Source organism: Lacticaseibacillus sp. 22 (assembly GCF_055413445.1).
This window is the reverse complement of record NZ_JBVAYD010000007.1, coordinates 72,478-97,618: the sequence shown is the minus strand read 5'-3', so window position 1 is coordinate 97,618 and position 25,141 is coordinate 72,478. Positions and strand designations below refer to the sequence as shown.

General features: G+C 45.8%; 15 protein-coding genes, 1 pseudogene and 1 CRISPR repeat array. All 16 genes and pseudogenes read right to left on the bottom strand.

Annotated features, from left to right (window positions below):
* Positions 1-382 precede the first annotated feature (382 nt).
* The 16 genes and pseudogenes from ACWP87_RS05375 to ACWP87_RS05300 all read right to left on the bottom strand — a co-directional run bounded on the left by ACWP87_RS05375 (position 383) and on the right by ACWP87_RS05300 (position 25,007).
* Positions 383-1,839 (bottom strand): annotated as a pseudogene (locus ACWP87_RS05375) (glycoside hydrolase family 1 protein).
* A gap of 18 nt (positions 1,840-1,857) precedes the next feature.
* Positions 1,858-3,693: a beta-glucoside-specific PTS transporter subunit IIABC gene (locus ACWP87_RS05370; RefSeq protein ID WP_014569968.1), complete on the bottom strand. Its 1,836-nt coding sequence runs from the start codon at positions 3,691-3,693 to the stop codon at positions 1,858-1,860.
* Positions 3,694-4,060: 367 nt separating this feature from the next.
* Positions 4,061-4,933, bottom strand: coding sequence for a PRD domain-containing protein (locus tag ACWP87_RS05365; RefSeq protein WP_005684687.1), 873 nt, complete (start codon positions 4,931-4,933; stop codon positions 4,061-4,063).
* 131 nt (positions 4,934-5,064) lie between these two features.
* The gene (locus ACWP87_RS05360; RefSeq protein WP_014569969.1) at positions 5,065-6,687 is read right to left on the bottom strand and encodes an ABC transporter ATP-binding protein; all 1,623 of its coding nucleotides are present in this window, start codon (positions 6,685-6,687) and stop codon (positions 5,065-5,067) included.
* Positions 6,680-8,374 (bottom strand): ABC transporter ATP-binding protein/permease, encoded by a 1,695-nt coding sequence (locus tag ACWP87_RS05355; protein ID WP_014569970.1) that lies wholly within the window; start codon positions 8,372-8,374, stop codon positions 6,680-6,682. The genes ACWP87_RS05360 and ACWP87_RS05355 overlap by 8 nt, the downstream gene beginning before the upstream one ends.
* A gap of 211 nt (positions 8,375-8,585) precedes the next feature.
* Positions 8,586-9,011 (bottom strand): NusG domain II-containing protein, encoded by a 426-nt coding sequence (locus ACWP87_RS05350; protein ID WP_014569971.1) that lies wholly within the window; start codon positions 9,009-9,011, stop codon positions 8,586-8,588.
* Positions 9,012-9,196: 185 nt separating this feature from the next.
* Positions 9,197-10,297 carry a hypothetical protein gene (locus ACWP87_RS05345; RefSeq protein ID WP_014569972.1) on the bottom strand — a complete coding sequence of 367 codons (1,101 nt, stop codon included), beginning with the start codon at positions 10,295-10,297 and terminating at the stop codon, positions 9,197-9,199.
* A 208-nt stretch (positions 10,298-10,505) separates the two neighbouring features.
* Positions 10,506-10,868 carry a GNAT family N-acetyltransferase gene (locus ACWP87_RS05340; RefSeq protein ID WP_223804838.1) on the bottom strand — a complete coding sequence of 121 codons (363 nt, stop codon included), beginning with the start codon at positions 10,866-10,868 and terminating at the stop codon, positions 10,506-10,508.
* A gap of 242 nt (positions 10,869-11,110) precedes the next feature.
* Positions 11,111-12,664: direct repeats of the CRISPR family, unit length 36 nt; unit sequence GCTCTTGAACTGATTGATCTGACATCTACCTGAGAC.
* A gap of 20 nt (positions 12,665-12,684) precedes the next feature.
* Positions 12,685-13,365, bottom strand: a complete 681-nt coding sequence (gene csn2, locus ACWP87_RS05335) for a type II-A CRISPR-associated protein Csn2 (protein WP_015765029.1) — start codon at positions 13,363-13,365, stop codon at positions 12,685-12,687.
* Entirely contained in the window at positions 13,362-13,667 is a 306-nt protein-coding gene (gene cas2 / locus ACWP87_RS05330; RefSeq protein WP_015765030.1) for a CRISPR-associated endonuclease Cas2, read from the bottom strand. Before cas2 ends, csn2 begins: the two co-directional genes overlap by 4 nt.
* A complete protein-coding gene (gene cas1, locus ACWP87_RS05325) occupies positions 13,645-14,550 on the bottom strand; it encodes a type II CRISPR-associated endonuclease Cas1 (protein ID WP_014569976.1) in 906 nt (301 codons plus the stop codon). Before cas1 ends, cas2 begins: the two co-directional genes overlap by 23 nt.
* A 205-nt stretch (positions 14,551-14,755) precedes the next feature.
* On the bottom strand, positions 14,756-18,847 hold the full coding sequence (gene cas9, locus ACWP87_RS05320) for a type II CRISPR RNA-guided endonuclease Cas9 (RefSeq protein ID WP_014569977.1): 4,092 nt from the start codon (positions 18,845-18,847) through the stop codon (positions 14,756-14,758).
* A 278-nt stretch (positions 18,848-19,125) separates the two neighbouring features.
* A complete protein-coding gene (cydC, locus tag ACWP87_RS05315) occupies positions 19,126-20,853 on the bottom strand; it encodes a thiol reductant ABC exporter subunit CydC (protein WP_014569978.1) in 1,728 nt (575 codons plus the stop codon).
* Positions 20,834-22,576, bottom strand: a complete 1,743-nt coding sequence (gene cydD, locus ACWP87_RS05310; protein WP_014569979.1) for a thiol reductant ABC exporter subunit CydD — start codon at positions 22,574-22,576, stop codon at positions 20,834-20,836. The genes cydC and cydD overlap by 20 nt, the downstream gene beginning before the upstream one ends.
* Entirely contained in the window at positions 22,573-23,586 is a 1,014-nt protein-coding gene (gene cydB, locus ACWP87_RS05305) for a cytochrome d ubiquinol oxidase subunit II (protein WP_014569980.1), read from the bottom strand. Before cydB ends, cydD begins: the two co-directional genes overlap by 4 nt.
* Positions 23,583-25,007 carry a cytochrome ubiquinol oxidase subunit I gene (locus tag ACWP87_RS05300; RefSeq protein WP_005684670.1) on the bottom strand — a complete coding sequence of 475 codons (1,425 nt, stop codon included), beginning with the start codon at positions 25,005-25,007 and terminating at the stop codon, positions 23,583-23,585. Before ACWP87_RS05300 ends, cydB begins: the two co-directional genes overlap by 4 nt.
* Between the last annotated feature and the right edge of the window lie 134 nt (positions 25,008-25,141).

The following is a 25,141-nucleotide window of genomic DNA, read 5'->3' as shown; positions in this document are numbered from 1 at the left end:
CGAATCTTACACCACGCCGCCGCTGCTTCAACTGGAAAAATGTGCACCATTTACCACATTTAATCACGACTTATTAGGAACCAGTTTATCGCGACACGTTAATGGCATTGATCCTGACTCATCAAGCATAACAAATTATTCCTAAGTTCGTCACAAACCAAGCGGCATCGATCACTTACTTTTTAAAATTTTGCGCCAGAAACAAAAAGTAGCTGTCAATGATAATTTTGCATCACCCAAACGACATCACCAACGTCAAGCTCAGTCACTACCACCTTCATGCATCCAAAAACACCACCTGATTCCACCGAATATTCGGATGGATCCAAATGGTGTCCTTTTTCGTGTGAATTTCAACTAGCTAATCCATGCGCGCCAAGATTTAAGCCAGATCCGTGCCATTTGAAGCAATGACGCGCCGATACCAATCGAATGACTTTTTCTTACTGCGTGCCAATGTTCCTTCACCATCATCATCAAGATCAACGTAAATGAAGCCATAGCGTTTTGACATCTGTCCGGAAGAGGCACTCACCAAGTCGATGCAGCCCCATGGTGTGTAACCCATCAGATCAACACCGTCATGAATCGCCGCACCCATTTGCTTGATGTGCTGCCGCAAGTAATCAATCCGGTAATCATCCTGAACTTCCCCCTTTTCATCAGGCCGATCAATGGCGCCTAAACCATTTTCCACAATGAACAGTGGCTTGCGATAACGATCGTAAAGTTGGTTCAACGCAATGCGGAGGCCGATTGGATCAATTTGCCAGCCCCATTCACTCGCCTTCAGGAACGGATTTTTCAGACCGCTCAACAAATTACCACCAACTTCTGCATGATGCTCCTGCGTGGTTTCAATCACCGCTGACATGTAGTAGCTAAACCCGATATAATCAACCGGGTAATGCTTCAACAGCGCCAACTCAGCTGCGGAAAATTCAAGATCCTGGAACTTAACGCCGTACTCAGCCATCATGGCATCGGTATAAGCCGGATATTCACCGCGCACTTGCACATCGCCGCAGAAAAAGTTAAATGCCTGATTCTGTTGCAAAGTTGCAAGTTGGTTGACAGGATTGGCATCATAGCTATAGGTGGTCGCATACAACAACATGCACCCGATCTGCAGCTGCGGATCCAATTCATGACCCATCTTAACCGCCCAAGCACTGGCGACAAACTGGTTATGCCACGCTTGGAAAATATTGCGCTTATCGTCGGCACCATTGCTTGCGACCAGCCCTTGACTCATGACCGGAAAAGAAAACGCGCTATTAATCTCGTTAAAGGTCATCCAGTATTTAACCTGTTTAAAATATCGCGTCAACACGGTCTCAGCAAACCGTTTATAAAAAGTGATCAGTTTTTTATTTTTTTATTTTTCCATCCGCCATACTTGGTTACCAAATGAAGCGGCATCTCATAGTGAGAAATCGTCACGATCGGTTCGATGCCATACTTTAAGCACTCCGCAATCAATGCATCGTAAAATGCTAAGCCAGCCTTGTTGGGTTTTTGCTCATCGCCTTCTGGAAAAATCCGCGACCAAGCAATGGAAAAGCGGTAACATTTGAAGCCCATCTCGCTAAATAACTTAATATCTTCTTTGAAATGATGGTAATGATCAATGCCCAAATGATTCGGATAGCGATACTTGCTTTCATCAATCGTCCAATCAAAGTCCGGTTGGTTCACAATCGCAAACCGGTCTTTTCCTTGAGGCAACACGTCGGCAATTGATAAACCCTTGCCATCTTCGTGATAAGCACCTTCTAGCTGATTGGCCGCGGTTGCCCCGCCCCACATAAACTGTTTTGGAAATTTCAAGTTAGTCATCGTCCAATACCACCTTTTCTATGCCAGTGTCATTAATGCATCGTCGTCAGTTGCACCATCTGATCGGGTCTCAACCTGATACTGATCAGAGTTCGTCACAATCATCGTCACAGTCGGCGCATACCCGGCCGCTTGAATCGCTTGGTAGTCAAATTCAACCAGCGGCGTCCCAACGGTAACTTTTTGGCCTTGTTCAATTAAAGCTTTGAAATGTTTGCCTTTTAGGTTCACTGTATCAATCCCAATATGGATCAGAATTTCGGCCCCTTTGTCAGATGTGATACCGATTGCGTGCCCCGTTGGATAAACCAGGCTCACGGTACCGGCAACCGGAGACTTGACGACATCTTCTTCTGGTTCAATCGCAATCCCTTGACCCATCGTACCCGAAGCAAACACTTCATCAGGAACGTCACTGAGGGCGACCAATGTTCCTTTTACCGGCGCGGCCAAAGTTTCGGCGTGATCAGCAACCACCTTAGCCGCAGCTTGCTTTTTAGCCGGTGCATTAATGCCGCCAAATGCGAGCGTCAACCCAACGCCCAGCACAAAGGCAACCACATCGCCAATCACCGAAACGCCAAACCCTTTGCCCAAATAAGTCGGCAGTGACAAAATGCTTGCCAGTGCGGCCACATTAGCGCCAGCACCGGACATGGCGACGATAATGCCGCCAACTGCACCGGCAACACAGGCACAGTAGAATGGCTTTTTCAGTTTTAACGTAATCCCATAAATCGTTGGCTCCGTGATCCCGAAAAGTGCGGTGATCGTACTGGAGCCCGCCAGACTTTTCATCTTGGCATCCCGCGCCTTGAGGAACACGGCAAACGCTGCTCCCGCTTGTGCCAACACAGCAGGTAGAAGAATCGGCATCATCGGATCGGTACCATACAGCGCAATGTTGTTCATCATCACCGGAACCAAAGCCCAATGAACGCCGAAAATCACAAACACCTGCCAGAATCCGCCAAGAATCATCCCTGCCAAGACCGGCACACTCTTATTCAACGACACAATCGCAGTTGCCAAGCCATTGCTGAGAATCGAACTAACCGGACCGACCACCAGCATGGTTAACGGAACAATCACGACTAACAGACACAACGGCGCCAAAATGTTCCGCACAGATTCATGCCAGATCCTGTTGAAAAATGGCTCCAAAAACTTCTGCACCACGACCACCAGCAAAATTGGCAGCACGGTTGCCGTATAGTTGGCAGCCACCACCGGAATGCCGAAAAAGTCGATACTCGGCTTGCCAACCAACGCCACGATGTTGGGATAAACCATCGCCGCCGCAATCGCCATCGCAACAAATTGATTGACTTTCAACTGTTTGGCAGCCGTAAATGCCAAGGCTAACGGCAGAAAATAGAAAATGCCATCCGCCGCGGCCCACCAAATCTGATAGGCCCCGCTTTTCGTCGTCAGCCAACCAAGCACCACCGCTAGCGATAACAGGCCCTTCAGGATCCCGGCACCGGCCATTGCACCCAAAAATGGGGTAAAAACGCCGGAAATAAAGGTTAGCAAGCCGTTGAAAGCGCGCTTAAAGGTCATTTTTTCATGGGTCACGGTTGCCGGTCCTTCTGTGCCATCACTCAACGATGGTTCCAGTTTCACAACTTCCTGATAAACATCGCTGACATTGTTGCCAATGACCACCTGAAACTGTCCACTAGCCTCCACGACGGTGATAACGCCGTCCAAGGCTTCAACTTTTTCTTTGGGTACCTTGTCTTGATCCTTTAACGTAAAACGCAAACGGGTGGCACAATGCCAGACCTGATTGATATTTTGCTTACCGCCAACCAGTTTCAACAACTGTTTGGCTAATGCTGTTTCGCCCATTTCAAACTGCCTCCTTTAGTTTACGCTCAGCACCTGCAGTTGCACCCGCTGCTGATGCCGGCTTTAACGCGTTCCCCGGCGCAGAAGTCTGCGTGTAAGGACCTCAGTCGCAATGGCCAAAACCGGGCCATCACGCCCAAGGCCGCTTACACTCCGACTTCTAACCGCGCCGGATCCACGCTTACTTTCTTTAACGCGCTCCCCGGCGCAGGGGCCGGCTCGCGCTCACATAAAAAAAGCCAGAAAGACATGACTTGTGGTGCACACAAGTCGTATCTTTCTGGTTTTGCCTAATTCAATAGTTACAAGCCCAATTAAAATGTATTCGTTTTCAACATCATCATCTTATCTGATGGATTAGCGTTCGTCAACTACTTTTTAAACTTTGCCCCTGACTCTTGGCTAAACGGGCGATGTGGAGGGTTAGATAAATTTGTTCGTTTTTTGAAATCGGTCCGGGTAATTTTTGCTGCATAAACTTAACCACATCTTCCATGCATCGGTATGCCTGCGTATAGTCTTGTTGCAGATGTGCCAGCAAGGCCTGATCATATGGCTCGGGTGATACCGGTGTTTTCGCCGTTGAAGTTGCATAAACACGTTGAAGAAAGAACTTAAGATGAATGACCAAGCGTTGATACTCTGGCGTCTTAGCGTTCATGTTCAGTCCGAGTTGATAGAAAATAATTTTGGTAATGTTAGCCAGCATTTGCGTGAACGCCACCGAGTTAACGGGATGTTGTTGGCTCAAATCGTTGCTGACAAATTTCAACGCAATAAAACCCGCCTCATCTTCCGGAAGCTGTTCCCCGATCTGATTAGCAATTTCCGTCAACGCCCATTCACCCATGCGAAAAGCCGGCTCGTAGGCAATCTGGATCTCCCACAGCAATTTGTTATGCAGGATAAGCTGTTCATGCAGGCGCGTCACGGCAAAATGTATATGATCGGCTAACTCGATTAACAAATAACTGTTGAATTTTGTGTGTAACTGAACTTCAGCTTCCTGAATAATCCGCGCGGCAATCGTTAAATATTCATCCGGCAAGCTGGCAATCGTCGCCATGGCAATCTTTAGTTTGGCGTGATCTTCAGGCACATAAACTTTCATCGAATCCTGCAGCGTTAACTGGTCGCCTTTTTTAGCATGAAACCCAATACCGCGTTCGACGACAATGATATCGCGCTTATCACGTCGCACGACAACGGCATTGTTATTAAGAATCGCATCAATGATCATAGCTAGCCCTCCCCCAAGGCGGTCAGGTCACGGTTCAATCCGCATCCAGATTCAGGCTAACAATTTTTCGAGAAAATGACAACGTAAACGACTTGGCTTCAATTTTCACCGCACTTTTTTCAGAAGGCTAACTATTCAGTTGCTAAGACCACCTGATGCTCTGCAAACCGATAAACCCGATCCGCAAACGCTGCTGATTCAGGCCGGTGCGAGATCAGAATCACAATGCCGTGATAGTAAGTTTTAATCGCCTCTAAAATCAGCCGTTCATTTTCGGTGTCTAAGTTGCTTGTCGGCTCATCGAGAACCAACACACTGCTTGGATGCAACAATGCCCGTGCCAACTCGAGTCGTTGCTGCTCGCCGCTTGAAAATGGCACGTGACTAGCCGCAACGACGGTATCCAAGCCGTGACTCATTTGCTCCAGTCGCGCCCGGAGTTTAACTTGATCAAGAACTGTCCAAATCTGCTGATCCGTGATGGCTGGGTCATGCAGCGTGAGATTATCCCGCACCGACTCGGAGAAGAATACCGGTGTCTGCGGCAGATAATTCTTTTGATTGCGTAATGCAGTCGGCTTGATGGTCGCCAAATCGTTACCGTCAATCAAAATCTGCCCATGACTAACCGGATACCAACCCATGATCAGCTTGGCCAAGGTACTTTTACCTGATCCGCTCGCGCCAACAAAACCAACGATTTCACCGGCATTCAAAGTCAGCGTGACGTCTTTTAATACCGCTTCCGGCCGAATGGGATAACTAAAAGCGACATGATCTACTTGAATTTGATTAATGGTCGTGACTGTTTGAGTTGCGTTGGGCAATGCGGCATTTAACGGCTGTTCCTGTAACAGCTTGAACAAATTTTTCGCCGCCGCAAAACCGTTTAGCAACGAACCCGGCAGATTATTTAATGCCAGTAACGGTCCAAAAGTAAGCGGAAAAATTGCGAATAGGGCTTGTTGAATGGTCGTGGGTTGCGGCCAACCACTAAGCCAAATCATCAACAACCAACCGCCAACAATCACAACGGTTGCCGCCACATTTTTCAACAATTGGCTAAACTGCGTCTGCTGAAAGGCCGTTGCTTCTTGGTCAAAACCTTCATTACCTTTTGTCATGCGTTGCTTGGCGATCCCTAATTGCCGCACCACCGCCATGCCGCGCACTGATTCCAGTAAATATTGCTGATTGGCAGCTTTCAAACGATCGGCTGCCTGGATTTTGGCTGTCAGTTGCCGATGACGCGCATATGGCACCACCATTCCAACGGCAACATAACTAATCAGTGCGATGATTGCAGCCAGCCAATTTAGCTGACTATAAATGCCAACTACCAAGAGCCCGTATACCAACCCGATCGCAACCGGAACCAAGGTATGCGCGTAAAAAATTTCCATGGCTTCAATATCACTGCCAATTAGCTTGAGCGACTTACCACTAGCTTGCGTATCAAGTTTAGCCGGTGCCAGTTTGACCAATTGGCGATAAACCGCTCCACGTAAGTCTGCCAATACGTGAAACGCAACATAATGTCCGGAATACTGCTCGCCAAAGCTGCCTAAGCCTAATAAAATAATGGCGATCAATCCAGGTAACAGCAATTGTCCAGCATTTTGCGGATCAAAAAGCATCATAGCAGCTAAAACCAACACCACGACTTTAGCTAATTCAGCCACCATACCAATTAGAAAACTAATAAAAATAGCGCCGGTCAGATGATGCGTATAGCGTAACAGGCCTCTAATCATTGGGATTCACCTCGTTTTCCATCATCTCCGGGTTGTCTACCAGTTGCCGATATGCAGGCTGTTTTTGATATAGCGTCTGGTGATTGGCAACCGTTAGCTGATGGTCATGAATGAACCAGACTTCATCAGCCTGCGTCATTGCCTTGAGATCATGGGAAATGAACAAAACAATCTTATGGCGACTCAACTTCTTAACCGCCTGAAGGATAATCGCCTCATTGGCTTCATCAATACTCGATGTTATTTCGTCTAATAAGTAAACCGTCTTGTCCGCCAGCAACATCCGGGCAAACGCCAACTGTTGTCGCTGCCCAGGTGAAAGCAGCCGTCCGTTTTCGCCTACTTGGGTCGCGTAACCTTTTTCCAGCGATGGCACAAACTGCATCAATCCCAACGATGCGAGTTTGGCTTGCCATTGATCACCGAAACGGTTGCCTAACAATAAGTTCTCCTGAATCGTGCCGGAAAAAAGATATTCGTTGGCAGAGACATACCCAAACACGGCCGCTTGTTGCACATTGCTTAGAGCCGAAACCGCAGTCTGGTCAGCCATAATGGCGCCGGATAAAGGTTTCAATCGTCCCAAAATCGCTTGGATTAACGTACTTTTGCCGGTTCCATTTTCGCCAGCCAAACCGTAAAGCTTACCCGGAACCAGGGTGGCATTAATCCCCGTTACCAGCGGCGCATCTGCGGCATATCCAACGTTAACCTGATCTAAAGTAATTTGGCTAAGCGGGCGATTATCCGTGATTTTGACGGTGTCTGGCACCTCTTTAGCCTTGGCGATCGTGGCCAAAATGGCTGCCAATGATGGGCCATTTGATTTCACCACATGGACAAAATAACCGAGTTGACGAGCATTTACCATCATCATCGCCAATGTAAACCAAGTGGCAAACGCGCCTGCCACCGGTAATTGGCCAGCCACCAGCTGAACTGCCGTGATAAAGCCGCCAGCAAAAACCGTCAAATAACCAAAGCCGTTAATCACAAACAAGGTCTGCAATTGCGTTTTCAAAAGATTCATTGTCGCCTGCCGAAAAAACTCGCTATCATCGGCAAACTTCTGGGCATAACGATCTGCGGCATCATACATCACTAAGGTGGTCATCCCGCGTAAATCATCCATGAACCGGCCGCCCATTTTCAAAAATCCACTGAGATGTGCCTTGTTCTGTGCTGACATGCGTTTACCTAAAAACATCATGGCCAGACCAATTAAAAACACACAGCCAAACGGTAAAAGTGCCAACCACGAGCGGTACCAAAACGAAAGCCCAATTAAAACCAAAAACGTCATGCCCGCCTGCAAAATGGTTGGAAATAGCGTGCTGTAAAACATATCTAAATTATTGAGACCACCCAAGTCGCGCTGAATCACCGCATGATCCGCAGCAGTGGTTGCAACAGCATCATTGCGTTGGTAAAGCGCAGTAAAATAGCGATCCCGCAGCTCCCGTTTCGCACTCATGGCCCATGCGTGGCGATGGTGAAGTTCATAACCCACCACGTAACCCAACCACACCGCCATTAACACCAGTGTTGTCACGAGCGCCGCAACCTGATGCCCAGTACCCAAATTAAGCGCAATCAAGATCGGTAGTAAGGTTGGCAACCAATCAAAAATTGCTTCAATAACCCCAGCCCAACGTTGATCACGTCCGTATTTCAGTAATCCAAACAAAGGCTTGCCTCTTTTCTCACTTTGAATATGCAGCGTTTCAACCTACCGCTGGCCCTCAGCGCAATGGCAGATTGTTGTTACAGTTTACCACGGGAAGTCATCAGTACTGCAGCAATTTTTAGTGCAAGCCGTCAAAACCGATCTGTCAGTAGTCTATCCATTTTCAAAAAAGCCGATCCCTCGCACACTGATCGGCCGCCACCAGCTTGTATTATGGGTGAACCAGTCCGCCTGCATCACCATTGGAACCATGATTTCCCTGAGCCGGCTTAATCTCAATGAGCAACTTATGCGGCAAACAAATACTCTGCTGGCCAATGCGACTAATCCAGCCAGTATGCACCGCAATCTGATCAGGCGAATTATCTTCTTTGTCCCGAATACGTTCACCCTCAACTTCAATGATATTGTACTGACCTTTTGCCGGATAAAGCGTGAACTGCTGATGGCGGGTGTGCGCTCCCAGCTTAATTCGCCGTTTGACCTGACCATTAACTGAAATTACCGCCACCTTTTGACTCGTATTCACATTGGCTTCGGTCAGCGAAAAAATCCCCGCCGGAATAAAGCAGGCGATAAATAGTAACACAACAATGATATAATCTAGCGGTCGTACATAGCGTTTAAGCCAGCGCATTCTTTTCACCTCGGTTTAAAGCCTTCAACATTTATCTTACACGTTATCAAGTCGTAAGTACGGCCCACTGCCTGTCAGTGCCGCCCATCAGGATTAGTCCAGTTATTCAGGCCAACTAAAAAGCCACGAACTTCCATTCGCAGCTTTCTTCTTATTCTGACCGCACGATTATTTTCAGAACACGACTATTTTGCAGCCTTTGCCGCCTTGATAATTGCCGCCAAGTAACCGGCCGTGTCGGTGAAAGTAGCGCCAGACACAACGTCACTGGCCTTCTTCTTACCTTTTAAGTCACTAACTGCTGTTTCAAGTTCGGCAACGGTCTTCCCCTTAGCAAATTCATCAATAGCCGTTGAATTTTCCTGCCAGGTCTTTGTCGCTTTGCCTTTTGACTTCATAATGGCAGAATAAGCATCAGAGTTTGCCCGCTTCGAAGCCAAAACCGTGCCTGCCTTAATGCCCTTGCCAAAATCGGTATTCGAATTAGGAACCGCACCGAAGTCCTTGGCTGGCATATATTGGAACTCATCCAAGAAAACATTGGCAATTTTATCGCCTTGCATAGCAACTGTCACGATGCCAAACGACTGAGTCCCATGCGGCGCCGCCAGAACCTGACCTTCCGTGAGATTCGTATCAGTCGTTTGAATTCCTTCCGCAACCATTCCGGTCGTTGCCGCATCATAAATCGCTTGCAGATAGCCGGCTGTATCAGCAAAGGTCGCACCGGAAACAACATCGCTGACCTTCTTAGTGCCCTTCACTTCAGCCACAGCCGCTTTTAGATCACTAATCTTCTTACCCTTAACAAAATTCGTAATCGCCGTTTCGTTTTCTTCCCACGTGTGAGTTGCCTTTGCTTCCTTTTTCATCAACGCTGAGTATGGTTTGCTATTTTCCGCCTTAGCAATCAAAATCTGACCGGACGGATAATTTTTTCCAAAGTCTTTATTGGAATTTGGCACCCCAGTCCAATCCGAACTCTTTTTGACATACTGGAACTCATTGATTCTAGCGGACACAATCGTATCGCCATTCAGCGTGACATTCACCGCCGCAAAAGACTGCTTGCCGTGTGGTGCCGCATACAATTGCCGCATCATCAAAGTACCGGCAGCCGGAACTTTTGCATTCGCATCCGCACCCGTTTTGATCTTGACTTTGGCGTTGCTCGTTTGGCTGGTGGTGCTGCTGCTCTTACTTGAACTAGACCCAGACCCACCGCTACATGCTACTAACCCAACACTAAGTAAAAGCGTTGCCCCGATGATCGCAACTTTTTTCATGTTGTACCCCCTTGCTTGAAATCGCTTACATTTATATGATGAATTTTAGCACAAGGCGGCTGTGTTAGTACACGTTTTTTGATGTTAAAGTCTTTTAGATTAGCATATTAAACCAACCCAGCCATACCACTCGAATCTATCGTTTTCCCCTACATTTCCACACAAGTCCGGTATGCCAATTTCTGCTTTAGGACAATCAGCTTCGTTATCATGACCGAACTTTCACGAAATAAATTATATGCATATGCTCATTAATCGTTGTTTCCCGATCTGGCAGCTGCTGAAAGCCGACTTTACGATACAAATGTACCAATTTAGGTTCTTCCGCAATCGTGTCTACATACCATGTTTGAATGAGCGGAAACTGTTCTTCAATCAACTGTAGTCCGAGCTGAGCGTATCCCTTTCCTTGATAAGACGGCAAGATTAAAAATGGTGAAATACGGACTGCCGAATTTTTGCGATCTGTTACAACGCGAATCAGGCCTATGTGTTTATCTTTAACGATTATAAAGAAGAAGGCATTGTTATGCCGTTTGAACTTTTTTCTGTAAGCTTTCCAACGATTCACAGTAGGGGTTGGTTTCCCGATCTTGATATTTGTCGTAAATGGATTTGAACGCCTGTTGATACATGTGACGGATTTCTTTGAGATCAGTGTAAAAGGCTGGGGAAAGGATTAGTTTCGCTTTTGACATTGCTGTTGCCTTCTTTTGGGATTTGCATAGCATTTATGGGGTGAGGTTTCACTGAAGTTTTTTTGATCTGACATCTACCTGAGACTATTCAAACTGCATAGCAACTTTTCCAAGTATTCTTGAACTGATTGATCTGACATCTACCTGAGACGAGGCATGTTAGACGTCATATTTGCTGAAACCTCTTGAACTGATTGATCTGACATCTACCTGAGACTCTCGACAACAACCCGTTTTGGCACCACAAGCTCTTGAACTGATTGATCTGACATCTACCTGAGACTGAAATAATTGTTGACACGTGAGAACACAGGCTCTTGAACTGATTGATCTGACATCTACCTGAGACACTGGCATCAATCATCATGAAGTATGCGATGCTCTTGAACTGATTGATCTGACATCTACCTGAGACTTAGTGGCAGAGAGGTAATGATGATCACACGCTCTTGAACTGATTGATCTGACATCTACCTGAGACGCATATAGCTTGATATTGGCCGCAAGCTCGGCTCTTGAACTGATTGATCTGACATCTACCTGAGACTTTCTGTCGGGTTTGTGGAATGGCACTGTGGCTCTTGAACTGATTGATCTGACATCTACCTGAGACGTCTAGCCCGAGAAGTTCCGCGGCTTTTTTGCTCTTGAACTGATTGATCTGACATCTACCTGAGACCATAAGGTGGCAGCGGCCATTTGTGTTTTTGCTCTTGAACTGATTGATCTGACATCTACCTGAGACTTTAAATGCGTATTTTCTTTTCTCAACTGTGCTCTTGAACTGATTGATCTGACATCTACCTGAGACCGCAGTCTTGCAAGCCGTAATGCTCGATCTGCTCTTGAACTGATTGATCTGACATCTACCTGAGACCCCATAGGCCTAGCTGTCGCCCGTAAGGCGGCTCTTGAACTGATTGATCTGACATCTACCTGAGACACAGCCGTCTTGATCTTGTCAGCATCACCCGCTCTTGAACTGATTGATCTGACATCTACCTGAGACGGGGCTTCTGCAATCTGGAATGCCCTTGGAGCTCTTGAACTGATTGATCTGACATCTACCTGAGACTAGAATACTACCTTTTGGCACAATATTATTGCTCTTGAACTGATTGATCTGACATCTACCTGAGACTCAATCGTCATGCCAAGCGGCATAGCACCTGCTCTTGAACTGATTGATCTGACATCTACCTGAGACTAGTGATCATATTCATGCAACACAAACGGTGCTCTTGAACTGATTAATCTGACATCTACCTGAGACTTGACAAGTCAAAGTGCTCATACAAGTATGGCTCTTGAACTGATTGATCTGACATCTACCTGAGACTGAACTCATCGCTTACCGGCAACCAGTCATGCTCTTGAACTGATTGATCTGACATCTACCTGAGACGGTGGCATCACAGAAGCAACCGAAACAATCGCTCTTGAACTGATTGATCTGACATCTACCTGAGACAAGTGGTAAGGTCCCCAAAGATTCGATGATGCTCTTGAACTGATTGATCTGACATCTACCTGAGACAGCATCCTATATTTCCATGAATACTGATGAGCTCTTGAACTGATTGATCTGACATCTACCTGAGACAAGCAATCCAGAAACTCGGGATCGTTTCTTGCTCTTGAACTGATTGATCTGACATCTACCTGAGACCGGTGTTTTCACACAGTCTCTTAATCAATCAGTTCACGGCTATCCATGAAATCTTTGTCAATATAGATATACTGGCACCTCTCAAAAAACTTTCTACGTTCGACATCCGAAAATTCAATGAGAAGTAATTCTAACGATGTTTCCTTAACCTGATCTAACAGCTTGTTCAAACTATCAACATCTAAATAATGACTGATGTTGGTAAAAATGACAAGACGTTTCTCCTCAAGTTTCGCCAAAGTCTTAATTGCCGCTTCAACTTTCGAGAAAGGCTCCGTGAGTACTTCTTCATCAAAATGAACATTACAGTATTTCATGATTTGTTCAAGTTTTCCACCAGGTTCGACTGTGACTGGAAGTTCACTTAACAACGGCTCTCTCAATAAGCTCATTGCCAGTCGTTGTGACTGCTCAATCAACTCAATCAGCCGCCGATCCTCTATCAATTGACTTACCTTCTTGATGATCAAGCGTTGGAATAACTTGTCCAAATCCAGCTCTAAAACCGGGTCACCAATCCATAATGATGCTTTACGCAACTCTTGAATTTGCATTTGCTCGTTGCTCAAGACAATGCCGTCATCGTCATTGCGAAAAGCCTGAACCAGATCAAGCAAAACTTTGGGTAACCCTGTGTCTATTACTGTTATGACGGAGGGCTTCGTAGTGATCAGCTGAAAGGGATAATACGCCAAGTTCAAATCATCACCGTCCTATCAGCCGAGTTGCGAATATCCTGCTTTTCTGTCCCGACCATAAAATGCATGGACTGATACTGTGCCTCTGTGACCATCAGTGTTTGAACGATACCAGTCGGCGGCTTAACCGTTGCTATTCGCTGCTCCATATAAGCAGCTGACTTTTTAGTTTTGCAAACTCGCACATAAACCGAGTATTGAATCATCAAAAAGCCTTCATCAATGAGTGCTCGCCGAAACCTTCGATAATTTCGACGATCTTTTGAAGTTGCAACCGGTAAATCAAACATGATCATTAATCGCATGGCTCGATACCTCATCTGGAAACTTCACCTCAATTCGACACACCTTAGCTTTGCCATCTAAAAAGGCCAGACAATTTTCAACATGATCGGCCACTGCATTTTGGAGTAAGGCTTTCTTACCGTTGAACGTAATCTCTAGGTTTAACAAATCAATCAGGCCATATTTGACATCTGGCGTCAGCTCTTTAATCCGATGCTGTGCCACCCAATAATCGACTGCGGGACGAAAAGGCTCCATTAAATCCGAGCCGAGATTATAGGGATTTGAAGCACTGTGATGATGCAACCCAACCTCTGTCAGATGCCCTGTGCTGACAATTGCTCGATTAGTGGTCGAAAGTAGCACTGAATACCCGTAATTCAATGCCGCATTAGTTGCACAGATGTCGGATCGAGAAAAATCATCGCCAAACATCAACTTAAAATAGCGACGTGCGGCACTAGCCTCTCGATTAGATACATCATTTATTTCAAGTGCGTCGAGATCATCCAGTAGTCCTTGAGCATCATGTCCACAAAGCTTTGCCACTTGCGCCTGATTACTGATCTTAGCTGCAACAATTTTTGTCCAAACGGTTTCGATTAAATCGAGTGGCCAATTAACTTGTAAGCGAACCTGTTCAGCCCGCCGTCGATCAGAATACAAATTCTTAGTTTCGGTTACGGGTTGCCCGTCCCGCCCAGAGAAAATAACTTTCGCGTTCGCGTCCGCTAAAGCTGCAATCGCATCAGCTGAAATCAACGCACGTGTCGTTGTAAAAATAACTTGATTCAGATCATCTATTGGCATCGTATACACTTCACCATTTGTTTGGACAACAAGCGAATGCTGCTTCGTTGTCACTTTACAATGCTGCGTGATGATGAACGAGCGCCATCCCATAAAATCACCCCTTGTAATCGCTTCCCTAATATGCTTTAATACAGTTGTTGAGACGACATCCTCAACAACTTGAATTGATTGATCTGACATCTACGAGTTGAGATCAAACAAAGCTTCAGCTGAGTTTCAATTTCTGAGCCCATGTTGGGCCATACATATGCCACCCGAGTGCAAATCGGGTGGCTTTTTTTGCTTTAAAAATAGTTTACAAGTCAGCTAGCGGTATTCGACGTTTGAACAGACCGCTTGGAGATTGATAAACAATTTGTGTATCTTTATCAAGCTTAATGCCGCTCCCAACTTGAAGAAGACCCAGATCTGTCTTAATACCTAAATTTTTTACATTACTTCGGGTGCCATTAGCTTGTAACCCAATTAAAATCTGTCTTAAAGTCTCAGTTTTCCCGATTTTATTGCCATCAGTATTTATTGGTAATTTTTCAAAACGTTCGATAGCATCAGATAGTTTCGCTCGAAATTGATTAATGTCATAAAGCTTAAAGAACTTCTCTACCTGATCGATGATGGCCTTATAGACTTGTAAAGCATCGTGGTTCATTTGGGTTTTCTCATACTTTATGGAAAACAGTTTTTTTAGCAATTTTTGATTTTCACGAGATAACCACAGTTCTTGATAATTACGATAATAGGTGTCTGAGTTCACCATAAACAGGCCATACTTAGCATTCTGAAATAATGTCCCCATCCCAAAGCGAGGGATGACAATTTTAAAGGAATTAGCTGACGGCTTCCAATTTTTCCTTCTCTTAGCAAGCTGCTTTACTACAATTTCGTTTAATAGCTGTTTCCCTTTTTCACGTGATTTTAAATTGGCTGATGCAATTTTTGAAGCATTTTGTGCTGAGATCTTAATAACTTGATAAGCAGTTGTATCGGCTTCTGCTACTCGAACAAGAGCATTATAACTCCCTGATTCTTGAGTATAACCCCCATAAACCTGAGTCGGATATCCCTGCTTCTTAGGAATCAATTGCTTACTTCCGCCACGTTCTTTCGAATCCTTGGCAGCATAAATTGTTTGCTTGAACAAATCAGCCGTCTCAAAATAAACCTCATGCGTTATCAGCATCCGCTTGAAGTTGTATATCCGATCCAACTCTCGGATATCACGTTCTTTATCCCAAACAATCTCGCCGGTATCTTTAGCGATAATATTCTTCTTAGCATGTGTCAGTGCACCAATGAAGTTGAATTCGCGGAACTTCTTAACATCAACTTTTGCAAATTCGCCATATGTGAAAAATGGTGCCAATTTCGGATACCGCTTAAGCAGATACGTGCCAATTCGCGCTGCTAAGAAGGCATCAAATGCATGATGATAATGGTTCACGTCACGATTCTTTGGAAAATCTAGTTCTTCGCGTAATTGGTGGGATAAGCCAGCTTTGACTGCAATGATCTTGGTGTTCGGATATTGGGCAGCGGCAATCTGTTCGGTTAATTTAATGATCTGGCGTGTTTCAACCAACTGACGCGCGACAAATCCTTTCGCAAACTTATCGATCTCATCAGGGCGCAGCATCAAGTTTCTAAGTTTACGTCCACTGATTAAACCGGCTTCGTGCCACTTACGCCAAGTTGCCTTCATCTTGCCAGCAAACAAGGTTGAAGCAAACACGTTGTTCTTTTCGCGGTTGATGGTTGCGTTAACGAGCACGCGGTTATCTAAAGAGTCATCCTTGATCAGCGATTGTGGCAATATGTGATCGATGTCATAATGGCTGAGTTGATCGATATTCAACGGTGCGCCGGTATAAATATCGCGCCCGCCTTGCATGAAGTAAAGGACTAGCCGATCGGTAAAGCTGGCCTTGTCTGCAATCTTATCCTCCAATTCACCGCGGACAGCACTATCAATCAGCTCTTGGGCGGCGTTGGCATAAACTGTTTGAATTTGCTTTTGCCGTGACTGAGTGCGCTTGCCAGCAGTACCTGTTCCGTCTGCCGTTTCAATAAACAGCCAACTTGGATCTTGACCATTTGCTGCATGCTTGATGTCCTCAACAACCCGTAACACTTGGCGCAAAGCTTTTTTATTGCTTGGCGAAGTATACGCATCATTGATCACATCTTCAATGTCGTCTGTCTTCAGCTTGTCTTGATTCAACTCCGTCATCGTTTCTTTTAATGTTTCATCGGCCAAAATTTGCATCAAGTTATGATTCGAAAGCATTAATTCCTGAATTACGGTGTGGCCATTGCCTAGTTTCAACCCATCTAAAAGCTTTCGCGAGAACTGACCCCAGCCACGATACCGGATGCCACTTAATTCATTGATTTTCTTTGGATCCAACCATTCAATTTCTGCCAACTTGGTCTCAAAAATTGTGTGATCTTCAAAAACCGTCGACCACGTAATAATATTTTCGATATCAAGTAATTTTGTCGGGTCATCAATTGCCTCATGTAAGATTTCTTTCAATTGATGATAAGTTGAAAGCGAACTTAAGAAACGTTTTTCATCTGCCAGTCCGCGAATCTCCGGTCGTCGGGCAAAATCTCCATGAGCAACCAAATTATCAGCAACTTGTTTAATGGTCACACTGCTATGCCGCTCGAACACCTCACGGATCAAGCGTTGTTTTTGGTCCGTTCCAAGACATTCATTGTTAATGCGGACATTGTTCAGCTCATTCAGAACTTCATACTTTTGATACAACAGACTTTGTTTGGGTAAGACATCTTCGCCAATTAAATAAGTGTCGGTCGTCTTCATGCGTTGAATAAACGTGTTTGCCGAAGCTTCACGATCAACCTTCTCATCAAAATTGTAAGGAGTAATATTGCCTGAAGGATCTTTACGGACCATCCATGCGAAGACATTTTCTCCTGACTCAGCCTGTTGTTTTGGCGTGATCAGCGGTCCTACATAGTAAGGGATATGGAAATTTAACAACTCGTCTAATTGATAAGGCATTTTCCACCGATGCGCTTCTACTGGATTTGGTGCGGCTAGCCAGTCGTAGTATTTTGATTGATTGGCAATAATCTGGTCGAGTTCACGTTGTTGCAGTTGTATCGGAATCGCACCATTGGCCTTAGTTCGTTGTTTGAGCATGAAGTTTGCCTGTCCCATTCGATTCAACAGCTGCTCCGACACTTCATTTGGGTGTGCGGTTACTTCTTTGGTTAAGGCTTTAACAAAGTCTTCCCTCAAAAAAGGCTTAGCATCATCGCCATTAATATATCGATCATAAAGACCCCGAATTGTTTTAGCTAATTCGTGATCATTTAGTTTCTTGAGGTAGGTTTTAAACAGCTCAAGATCTTCTTTATGTTGCCCATAGTCAGCAACTTTTGCCTGGGATAAGCTCATCCCCGCTGGCACAATGCCATTTAGCAATCGTGCTCGATAAAGTTCTTGAATTTGTTCAAATATTTCCGTTCCTTGATCGGTCATGGAAGTTTCGATGTTACTCCACTTGTCGTCCAGCTGCCCCATCGAGAATTGCCAATTTGACGCATCAGCTTCATCTACTTCTGTACCTAAAGCAAGATTGAACTTGGTTTTTAGCCCTGTGATCGCTTTGGCAAACTCTGTCAGCACTTGTTTGCGTTTCTTGACGATTTCTTTCTCACCATCACTGCTTAATAACAAGTTCACCAAGGCCTTCTGGGTATCGCTCGGCGTCGCTTGTTCATCTAGCAATTTTGCCTTGAAGTCATCAGCCTTTGCCAAATCAAAAGTTAACTCAAGATCGGGATAAACTTGCGCATATGCCTCTGTCAAGGCAGGAAAAATATCTTCTAAATCGACTTTATCCGTATTAAAGTCTTTAGCAGCACCCGGCGTCAAAAAATGCCCGCGACTTTTCAAAATATGATGGATTGCCAAGAAAATCTCACGCGGATCGGCTTTATGCGTATGCGTCATCAAATGCAGACGCAAGTGATACATACTCGGATAGTCCTCGTAAAATTCAGCATCCGTTCGATCATTAAACAGACGCTTTTCATACTTAAACCTGTCCTTGTCTTTGGGCGAAATTTCGGAATACTTTTGCCGCAAAAAGAAATCCGGGTCAATTTTTGTAATATGCGGGGCAAAGAAATCGCGTAAAAAGCTTAACCGCCACCGAGTTCGACTCAAACGCCGCCGAGTCGTCCGACTTCCCCGCCGATCAGCGGCTGATTGCCCCTCTCTAAATAGCCGTGCACCGATGGCCGTTTCTCCTTTCAGCCGCAAGAGGTGACTATTTGCATCCACAACCGCAAACCCAATCGAATTGGATCCAATGTCAAGCCCAATTCCATATGGTTGATTTAATTTTGTCATGTTAACTCCTCCGATCCTTTGACATAAGTTCAGTATGAAGGGTGCTGCAATCGTTTTCAACAATTTGTACTATCGCGAGGCTTTCTAAACGCATTTTTGGCTTCGAATGTTTCAATTGACTTTTAAGAGTGTCCTTTAAGGTCAAATCATTTTCAAGGCTATCTGCTGCTTCAGATTTGACTTAATAAGGCAAAATAAAAGCAGCTCGATCACTATCCAAAAATAGTGTCTAAGCTGCTTTTCAAATGCACCAGCCGTGGCATGCCTTTACTCCAGCACTACCTCAACCCTGCATCCAATGCATAAAGATTTTGATACCGTTTATTCTGTTCAGCTAAATGTTGCGGCGAGTCATTCATCGTTAACCGCCCGTCTTCCAGGAAAATGACACGATCGGTTTGACTGACGCCTTGAAGATGATGGGTTACCCATAGAATCGTTTTACCTTTTAAAACCGTGAACATAGTATCCAACAAGGCTTGTTCTGTAATCGGATCTAATCCGACAGTCGGCTCGTCTAGCAAAACAATCGGGGCATCCTGCAACAGTATCCGTGCTAGTGACAAACGCTGCCGCTCCCCACCGGAAAAGCCAAAGCCTGCTTCTTCAACGCTGCTGTTCATACCGTTGGGCAACTGAGCAACCAGTTGATCCAGTTTAACCGCTTTCAACGCTGCCGCAACAGTTTCATCGCCGGCATCTTCATTTCCCAAACGCACGTTATTCACAATCGATGTATTGAAGAGAAAGGGGCTTTGATCAAGGACCGCAAACAAATTCGTGCGGTGATTCTGGTAGTCGAGTACATCTTGTCCGTCAATGAGTACGTGGCCATTTGTCGGGGTTAAATCACCTAGCACCAATTGCAAGAGCGTGGTTTTCCCCATCCCGCTGGGGCCAAGAATGGCAATTTTTTCTCCTGCCTGGATCGTCAAATCAATGTTCGTGATCAGTTCGGGATCAGACGGCGTATACCGAAAACTGACATCATTTAATTCAATTTTATTGAAGGTAGTCGGTACTGACTGCTGTTGTGGCAACTCGCGCGTAACCGGGTGTAGATCGTTTAGGTGACGGATGGCATCCCGATAAGTCGGCCATTCACCAACCCCTTGGGCGATTCCCGAAAACGCCTGGTCTAGCGGGAAGACAACCAAGACAAACGCGCCAACCCAATTAGCCATTGACTGATTGCCGGTCCATTCCAAATTGGTCCAAATCAACATACTAACGGCGATTAAAGCAAACAAAAGCTGGCCGATAAAATCGCGCCCCCACTGAAATCGCTTGGATTTGGCGGTAGAGGCAGCAAGTTTTTTGGGTGCTGCCAGACTTTGCTTCATGAAATCTTGATCGCGGTGGGTAATCACCCAATCAGACAAACCCAACACTGAATCGGTTAACGACACATAGGCATCATGATTCAGCCGTTTTTGCTCTGCTTTACGAAAACGTTCAACGACCAAACCCCACCATGGAAGAATCAGAATCTGGAAGAGCAACAGCAGCAATATCCACAAGGCAAATCCCCAGTTAAACCAGCCCAATAATAGCGTTGCAATGACCGTTAGACCGGCACCGACAACCGTGGGAAAAATCATTCGCAGATAGAGGTTTTGGATATGTCCGATATCGTCCGCCAATAAGCCGAGAATATCGCCAGTCTGATGATGTTCGGAGACAAATGCCGCGTCGGTTTCCAAGACTTTATATAATTTTCGCCGCATGTGACTGGTGATCCGCAACACCCAATTATGACTGGTCAACCGTTCAGCATATTGAAAAACTGGCCGGCCAACCCCGAATGCCCGGGTCAGCACCACTGTGACGTAAATTGCAGCAAACAGTGGCTTGGTCGCACTTTTATCAATTAGAAATCCAGAGGTGAACATCAGCGCACCGGCAAAGACAAAAGTCATAATGCCCAGAATCAATGACCAAAACAACAGCCACCGATAGCGCTTGAGATCAGGCCGGATCCAATGTTCATTTTTCAACCAATGCATTGAATTCACCTCGCATTTCATGGACCAACGCCTGATACGGCTTAGAGTGGGCGGCTAATTCAGTCGGGGTTCCTTCCGCAACAATCTTGCCCCCGTCAACCACGATGACCCGGTCCATTTGGTTCAACCAGTGCAACCGGTGCGTGGCAAAGATAACCAGCCGATTGGCAAAAAGCGGGACTAAGGTTTCTTTTAACGCGGCTTCGGTTTCAATATCCAGATGTGCGGTCGGTTCATCGAATAGCCAAATAGAACGATTTGTGTCGATTAACGTCCGGGCAAGGGCAATTCGTTGCGCCTGACCACCGGAGATGCCACGGCCGCCTTCACCGATTCGCGTTGCATAACCATCTGGCAACGAATTGATCCAAGTCGTCAAACCAGCCGATTCTGCGGCATCCCGCACTGCCTGATCAGAAGCATCCGGCCGATAAAACCGAATATTAGCCGCAATCGTATCTGCAAATAGATAAGGATCTTGCGGAATATAGCTCAGGTGATCCTGCCAGGCCGTCTGCGTCATATGGGGAATTTTGGTCCCGCGCACCGTGATATCGGCAGCTTGTGGCTGTAAAAATCCGCCAATTAAATTCAGTAACGTTGATTTTCCTGATCCACTCGCGCCAATAATGGCAATTTTTTCCGGTCCAGTAAAGGTTAAATTAGCATCCTGAATGCCCGCTCGCTTGTCAGCATAAGTAAAATCAAGATGCTGCATGCTGAGCGTATCTTGCGGCTGCCATCCCTTAAACGCTGGTAGCACGTGCGTATCCGTTGGCAGCGGCTGGTCAATCACCTTCCAGATCGCCGTCATGGCATTCTTACCGTTCAAAGTGGCATGGTAATCCGTTCCGAAATCACGAATCGGCATAAAATATTCAGGAGCCAGAATCAGCGCTACCATCGCCGGATACAGCGGAATCGTCCCATCCATTAGCTTAATGCCCAGAAAAACCGCCACGACTGCGATTGATAAAGTGGTGAAAAAATCTAACGCAAAGGTGGAAAGCATGGCAATTCGCAAAACGCCCATCGTCTGCTTGCGATAATCTTCAGAGACTTCATAGACGTTGTTGGCATACTCGCGACTGATACCCATCAGCTGCAGTGTTTTTAACCCTCGCAGTGAATCAATAAAATGATTGCTCATCTTTTGAAATCCGGCGTACTGACTTTCCGACTTATCACGCGCCGCCAAACCCAGGATGACCATGAACAAGATAATGATTGGAAACATAATCAGCAACGTGAATCCGGTCAACCAGTTTTCATACCAAATATAAGCCACCAAAATCCACGGAATAATGCTCATATTTAAGATCTTATTTAAAATAAGTTCGATATAATTTTCAGCTTCGGGAATGCCGTCAAGTGCCATCGTGACTAAATTACCAGTACCTTCTTTAGCAACCGCTGCCGGACCAAGCGCAAAAAGATGTCGCAACAACTGCGCTTGCAGCCAGGCAGCACTTTTCATCGCAAACTTGGCGGCGATACGGTTTCGTACCCACACGATCAACTGGCGGACCGTAAAAGCCGCGGCAAACAAGCCAAGCGGCAGCCATAAACCAGCTAAACTTTGACGATTCCAAGAATGAACAATCCCTTCAGCGAGATATTTTCCTTGGAGTAAAATAACAAAAGCTTGCACGAGTGCAAACCCGGCAAGCATTGTCATTGTTTTTCGCATTCCCGAAAGGCGCAACAGCGTCTTATCGATCATTCGCTAACCGCCCCTTTGGCTTGAATGCGTTTGTGGAAGACAACATAGCTCCAAATGAAGTAGGCCAAGGCAATTGGCAAAAGAATAACTGCCACAATGGTCATAATGGTCAGTGTCAATGGGCTGGCGCTGGCATCCTTAGCGAGAATCGACATGGCCGCATTTTGACCAATCATCACCCGCGGGAATAAACCGTTGAAGATGACGCCGACAACGCCGACCAAACCAAGGGCGCTGCCAATGAATGACAAGACTTCATTATCTTTTAAAACCCCGATATGGGCTGCGACCGTTGAACCAACGATGACAACCAGAATCAGCAACGTGCTAATCGGACGTTCCTTGAAGAAATCGGTCATGAAGAATAGTAAGACAGCGAAAACAACTTCGCCGGCATAAAGCAGATAATACAACTTGCTATTCCAGTCACGTGCTCGCTTCCGCAAGTCGCCTGTGGTCTTCAAGCAAATGAAGTTCAGTCCATGCATCAACATCATCAGGGTCACTGCAACGCCGCCGACAATCGTCAATAGATTAATCTGATTGCCCAACGTCGGGAACACATCCCCGTTTTTGGTAATCGGCAGCGGTTGAATGATCGCGGTGAAAATCATGCCCAAAATAAACGGCGGAATCAAACTGCCACACGCCAACGCCCAACGCCAAATGTTGCGCCCGGTTTTGGTTTCAGCATGTGCGGCAAATTCAAAGGAAACCCCGCGAACAATCAGACCGAACAAAACAAGGAAGAACATGATATAAAAGCCAGAGAACAGGCTTGCATACCACATCGGATAGGAAGCAAACATCGCACCGCCAGCCGTGATGAGCCACACTTCATTACCATCCCAGTGCGGGCCAATGGTTGCTACCAACTGATCTTCTTCATCGCTATTGTGGGCCAGGAGCTTAGTTGACATCCCGACACCAAAGTCAAACCCTTCAAGGACGAAGAACCCACTGAACAGGACGAACAATAAAAAGAACCATAAAATCTGTAACCAGCTCATTTTGCGAACGCCTCCTTAGCAAACGGATCGCTGTTGACCCCATAATCGGTGTTCAAATCGCCATCTGGTCCATTCTTCAAAACGCGATGTGAATAGTAAATCATCACGCCACCTAATAAGGTAAAGATCAAGAAGTAGCAAATGTTGGTAAACAGCAATTGACCGGCCGTCGTGGTTGGCGAAACCGCATCGGCAATCGTGTACAATCCATAAACAACCCACGGATAACGACCTAATTCGGTAATGAACCAGCCAGCGGTATTAATGATAAACGGCAGCCACAGAGCAAAACCGAGAATGTACAATAACCACCGCTGATCTAGCAACGTATCCTTCTTCTTACGACTGAACCACAGGCCTAAGACACCCAGCAAGAAGAGCAAAACGCCGCCACCAGCCATGACCCGGAAGCTCCAAAATAGGGTCTTGACCGGCACATAATAATTCTTATCTTTGCCATACTTGGCTTCAAGTTCTTTATTAGCAGTCTCCATGCCTTTAACGGAACCGTTCATCTTATGATAGGATAACAAGCTCAGTAAATATGGCACTTCAATGTTGCCGCTAGTTGTGTGATCTTTGGTGTTGATTAACTCAACCAATGTCCAAGGTGCCGGATCGCTGGTGTCTTTGTAAATCCCTTCAGTTGCCGCAAACTTCATCGGTTGATCCTTAATGATGAATTGCGTCTGCAAGTCACCAAAGCCAATCGCACAAGCAGATGCAATGGTCCCGACAACCAAGCCGACCTTAAGGGACTTCTTGTAAAAGTCGACGTGATCTTTTTTAAGCAAGCGCCATGCTGCCATGCCCGCAACCGCAAAACCGGCTGTGGTAAAGGCACCAAAGATGACGTGTGGAAATTCAACCCACAGTTGCGGATTGGTGATCACCGCACCAAAGTCAACCAATTTGACCCGACCAGTTGTTTGACTGATCGCAAAACCGGTGGGATGTTGCATGAAAGCATTTGCGGAAAGAATCCAAATTGCTGATAACGTGGTACCCAACCAAGTCATCCAAATAAAGATAGCATGTACAGCTGGCTTGAAGCGGTCCCAGGTAAACATCCACAACCCGATGAAAGTCGATTCCATGAAGAATGCCAACAAGGCTTCAATCGCCAGTGGCACTCCGAAAATATCCCCCATGAATCGTGAATAATTTGACCAGTTCATGCCAAATTGAAATTCCTGAATAATACCGGTAACGACCCCGACAGCAAAGCTCAGCAAGAAAATCTTGCCCCAGAACTTGGCCATTTTTTTATATGTCTCATCCTTTTTGCGTACATACATCGTTTCCATGATGGCAGCCACAAGACCCATACCAATTGAAAACGGTACGAAAAAGAAATGGAAAACGGTCGTCATCGCAAACTGAAAACGAGCTAGCGATAATACGTCCATTGCCATTAGCATATGTTTCTCCTCCTTTAATAGATTGATTACAATCTAAGTATACCCCGATATTTATTTTTTAAAAACCAAAAACCCAAAAAACCAGATGGAAATCATGCTTCTTAGGATATTTCATTTCACAAGATTGTTATGAT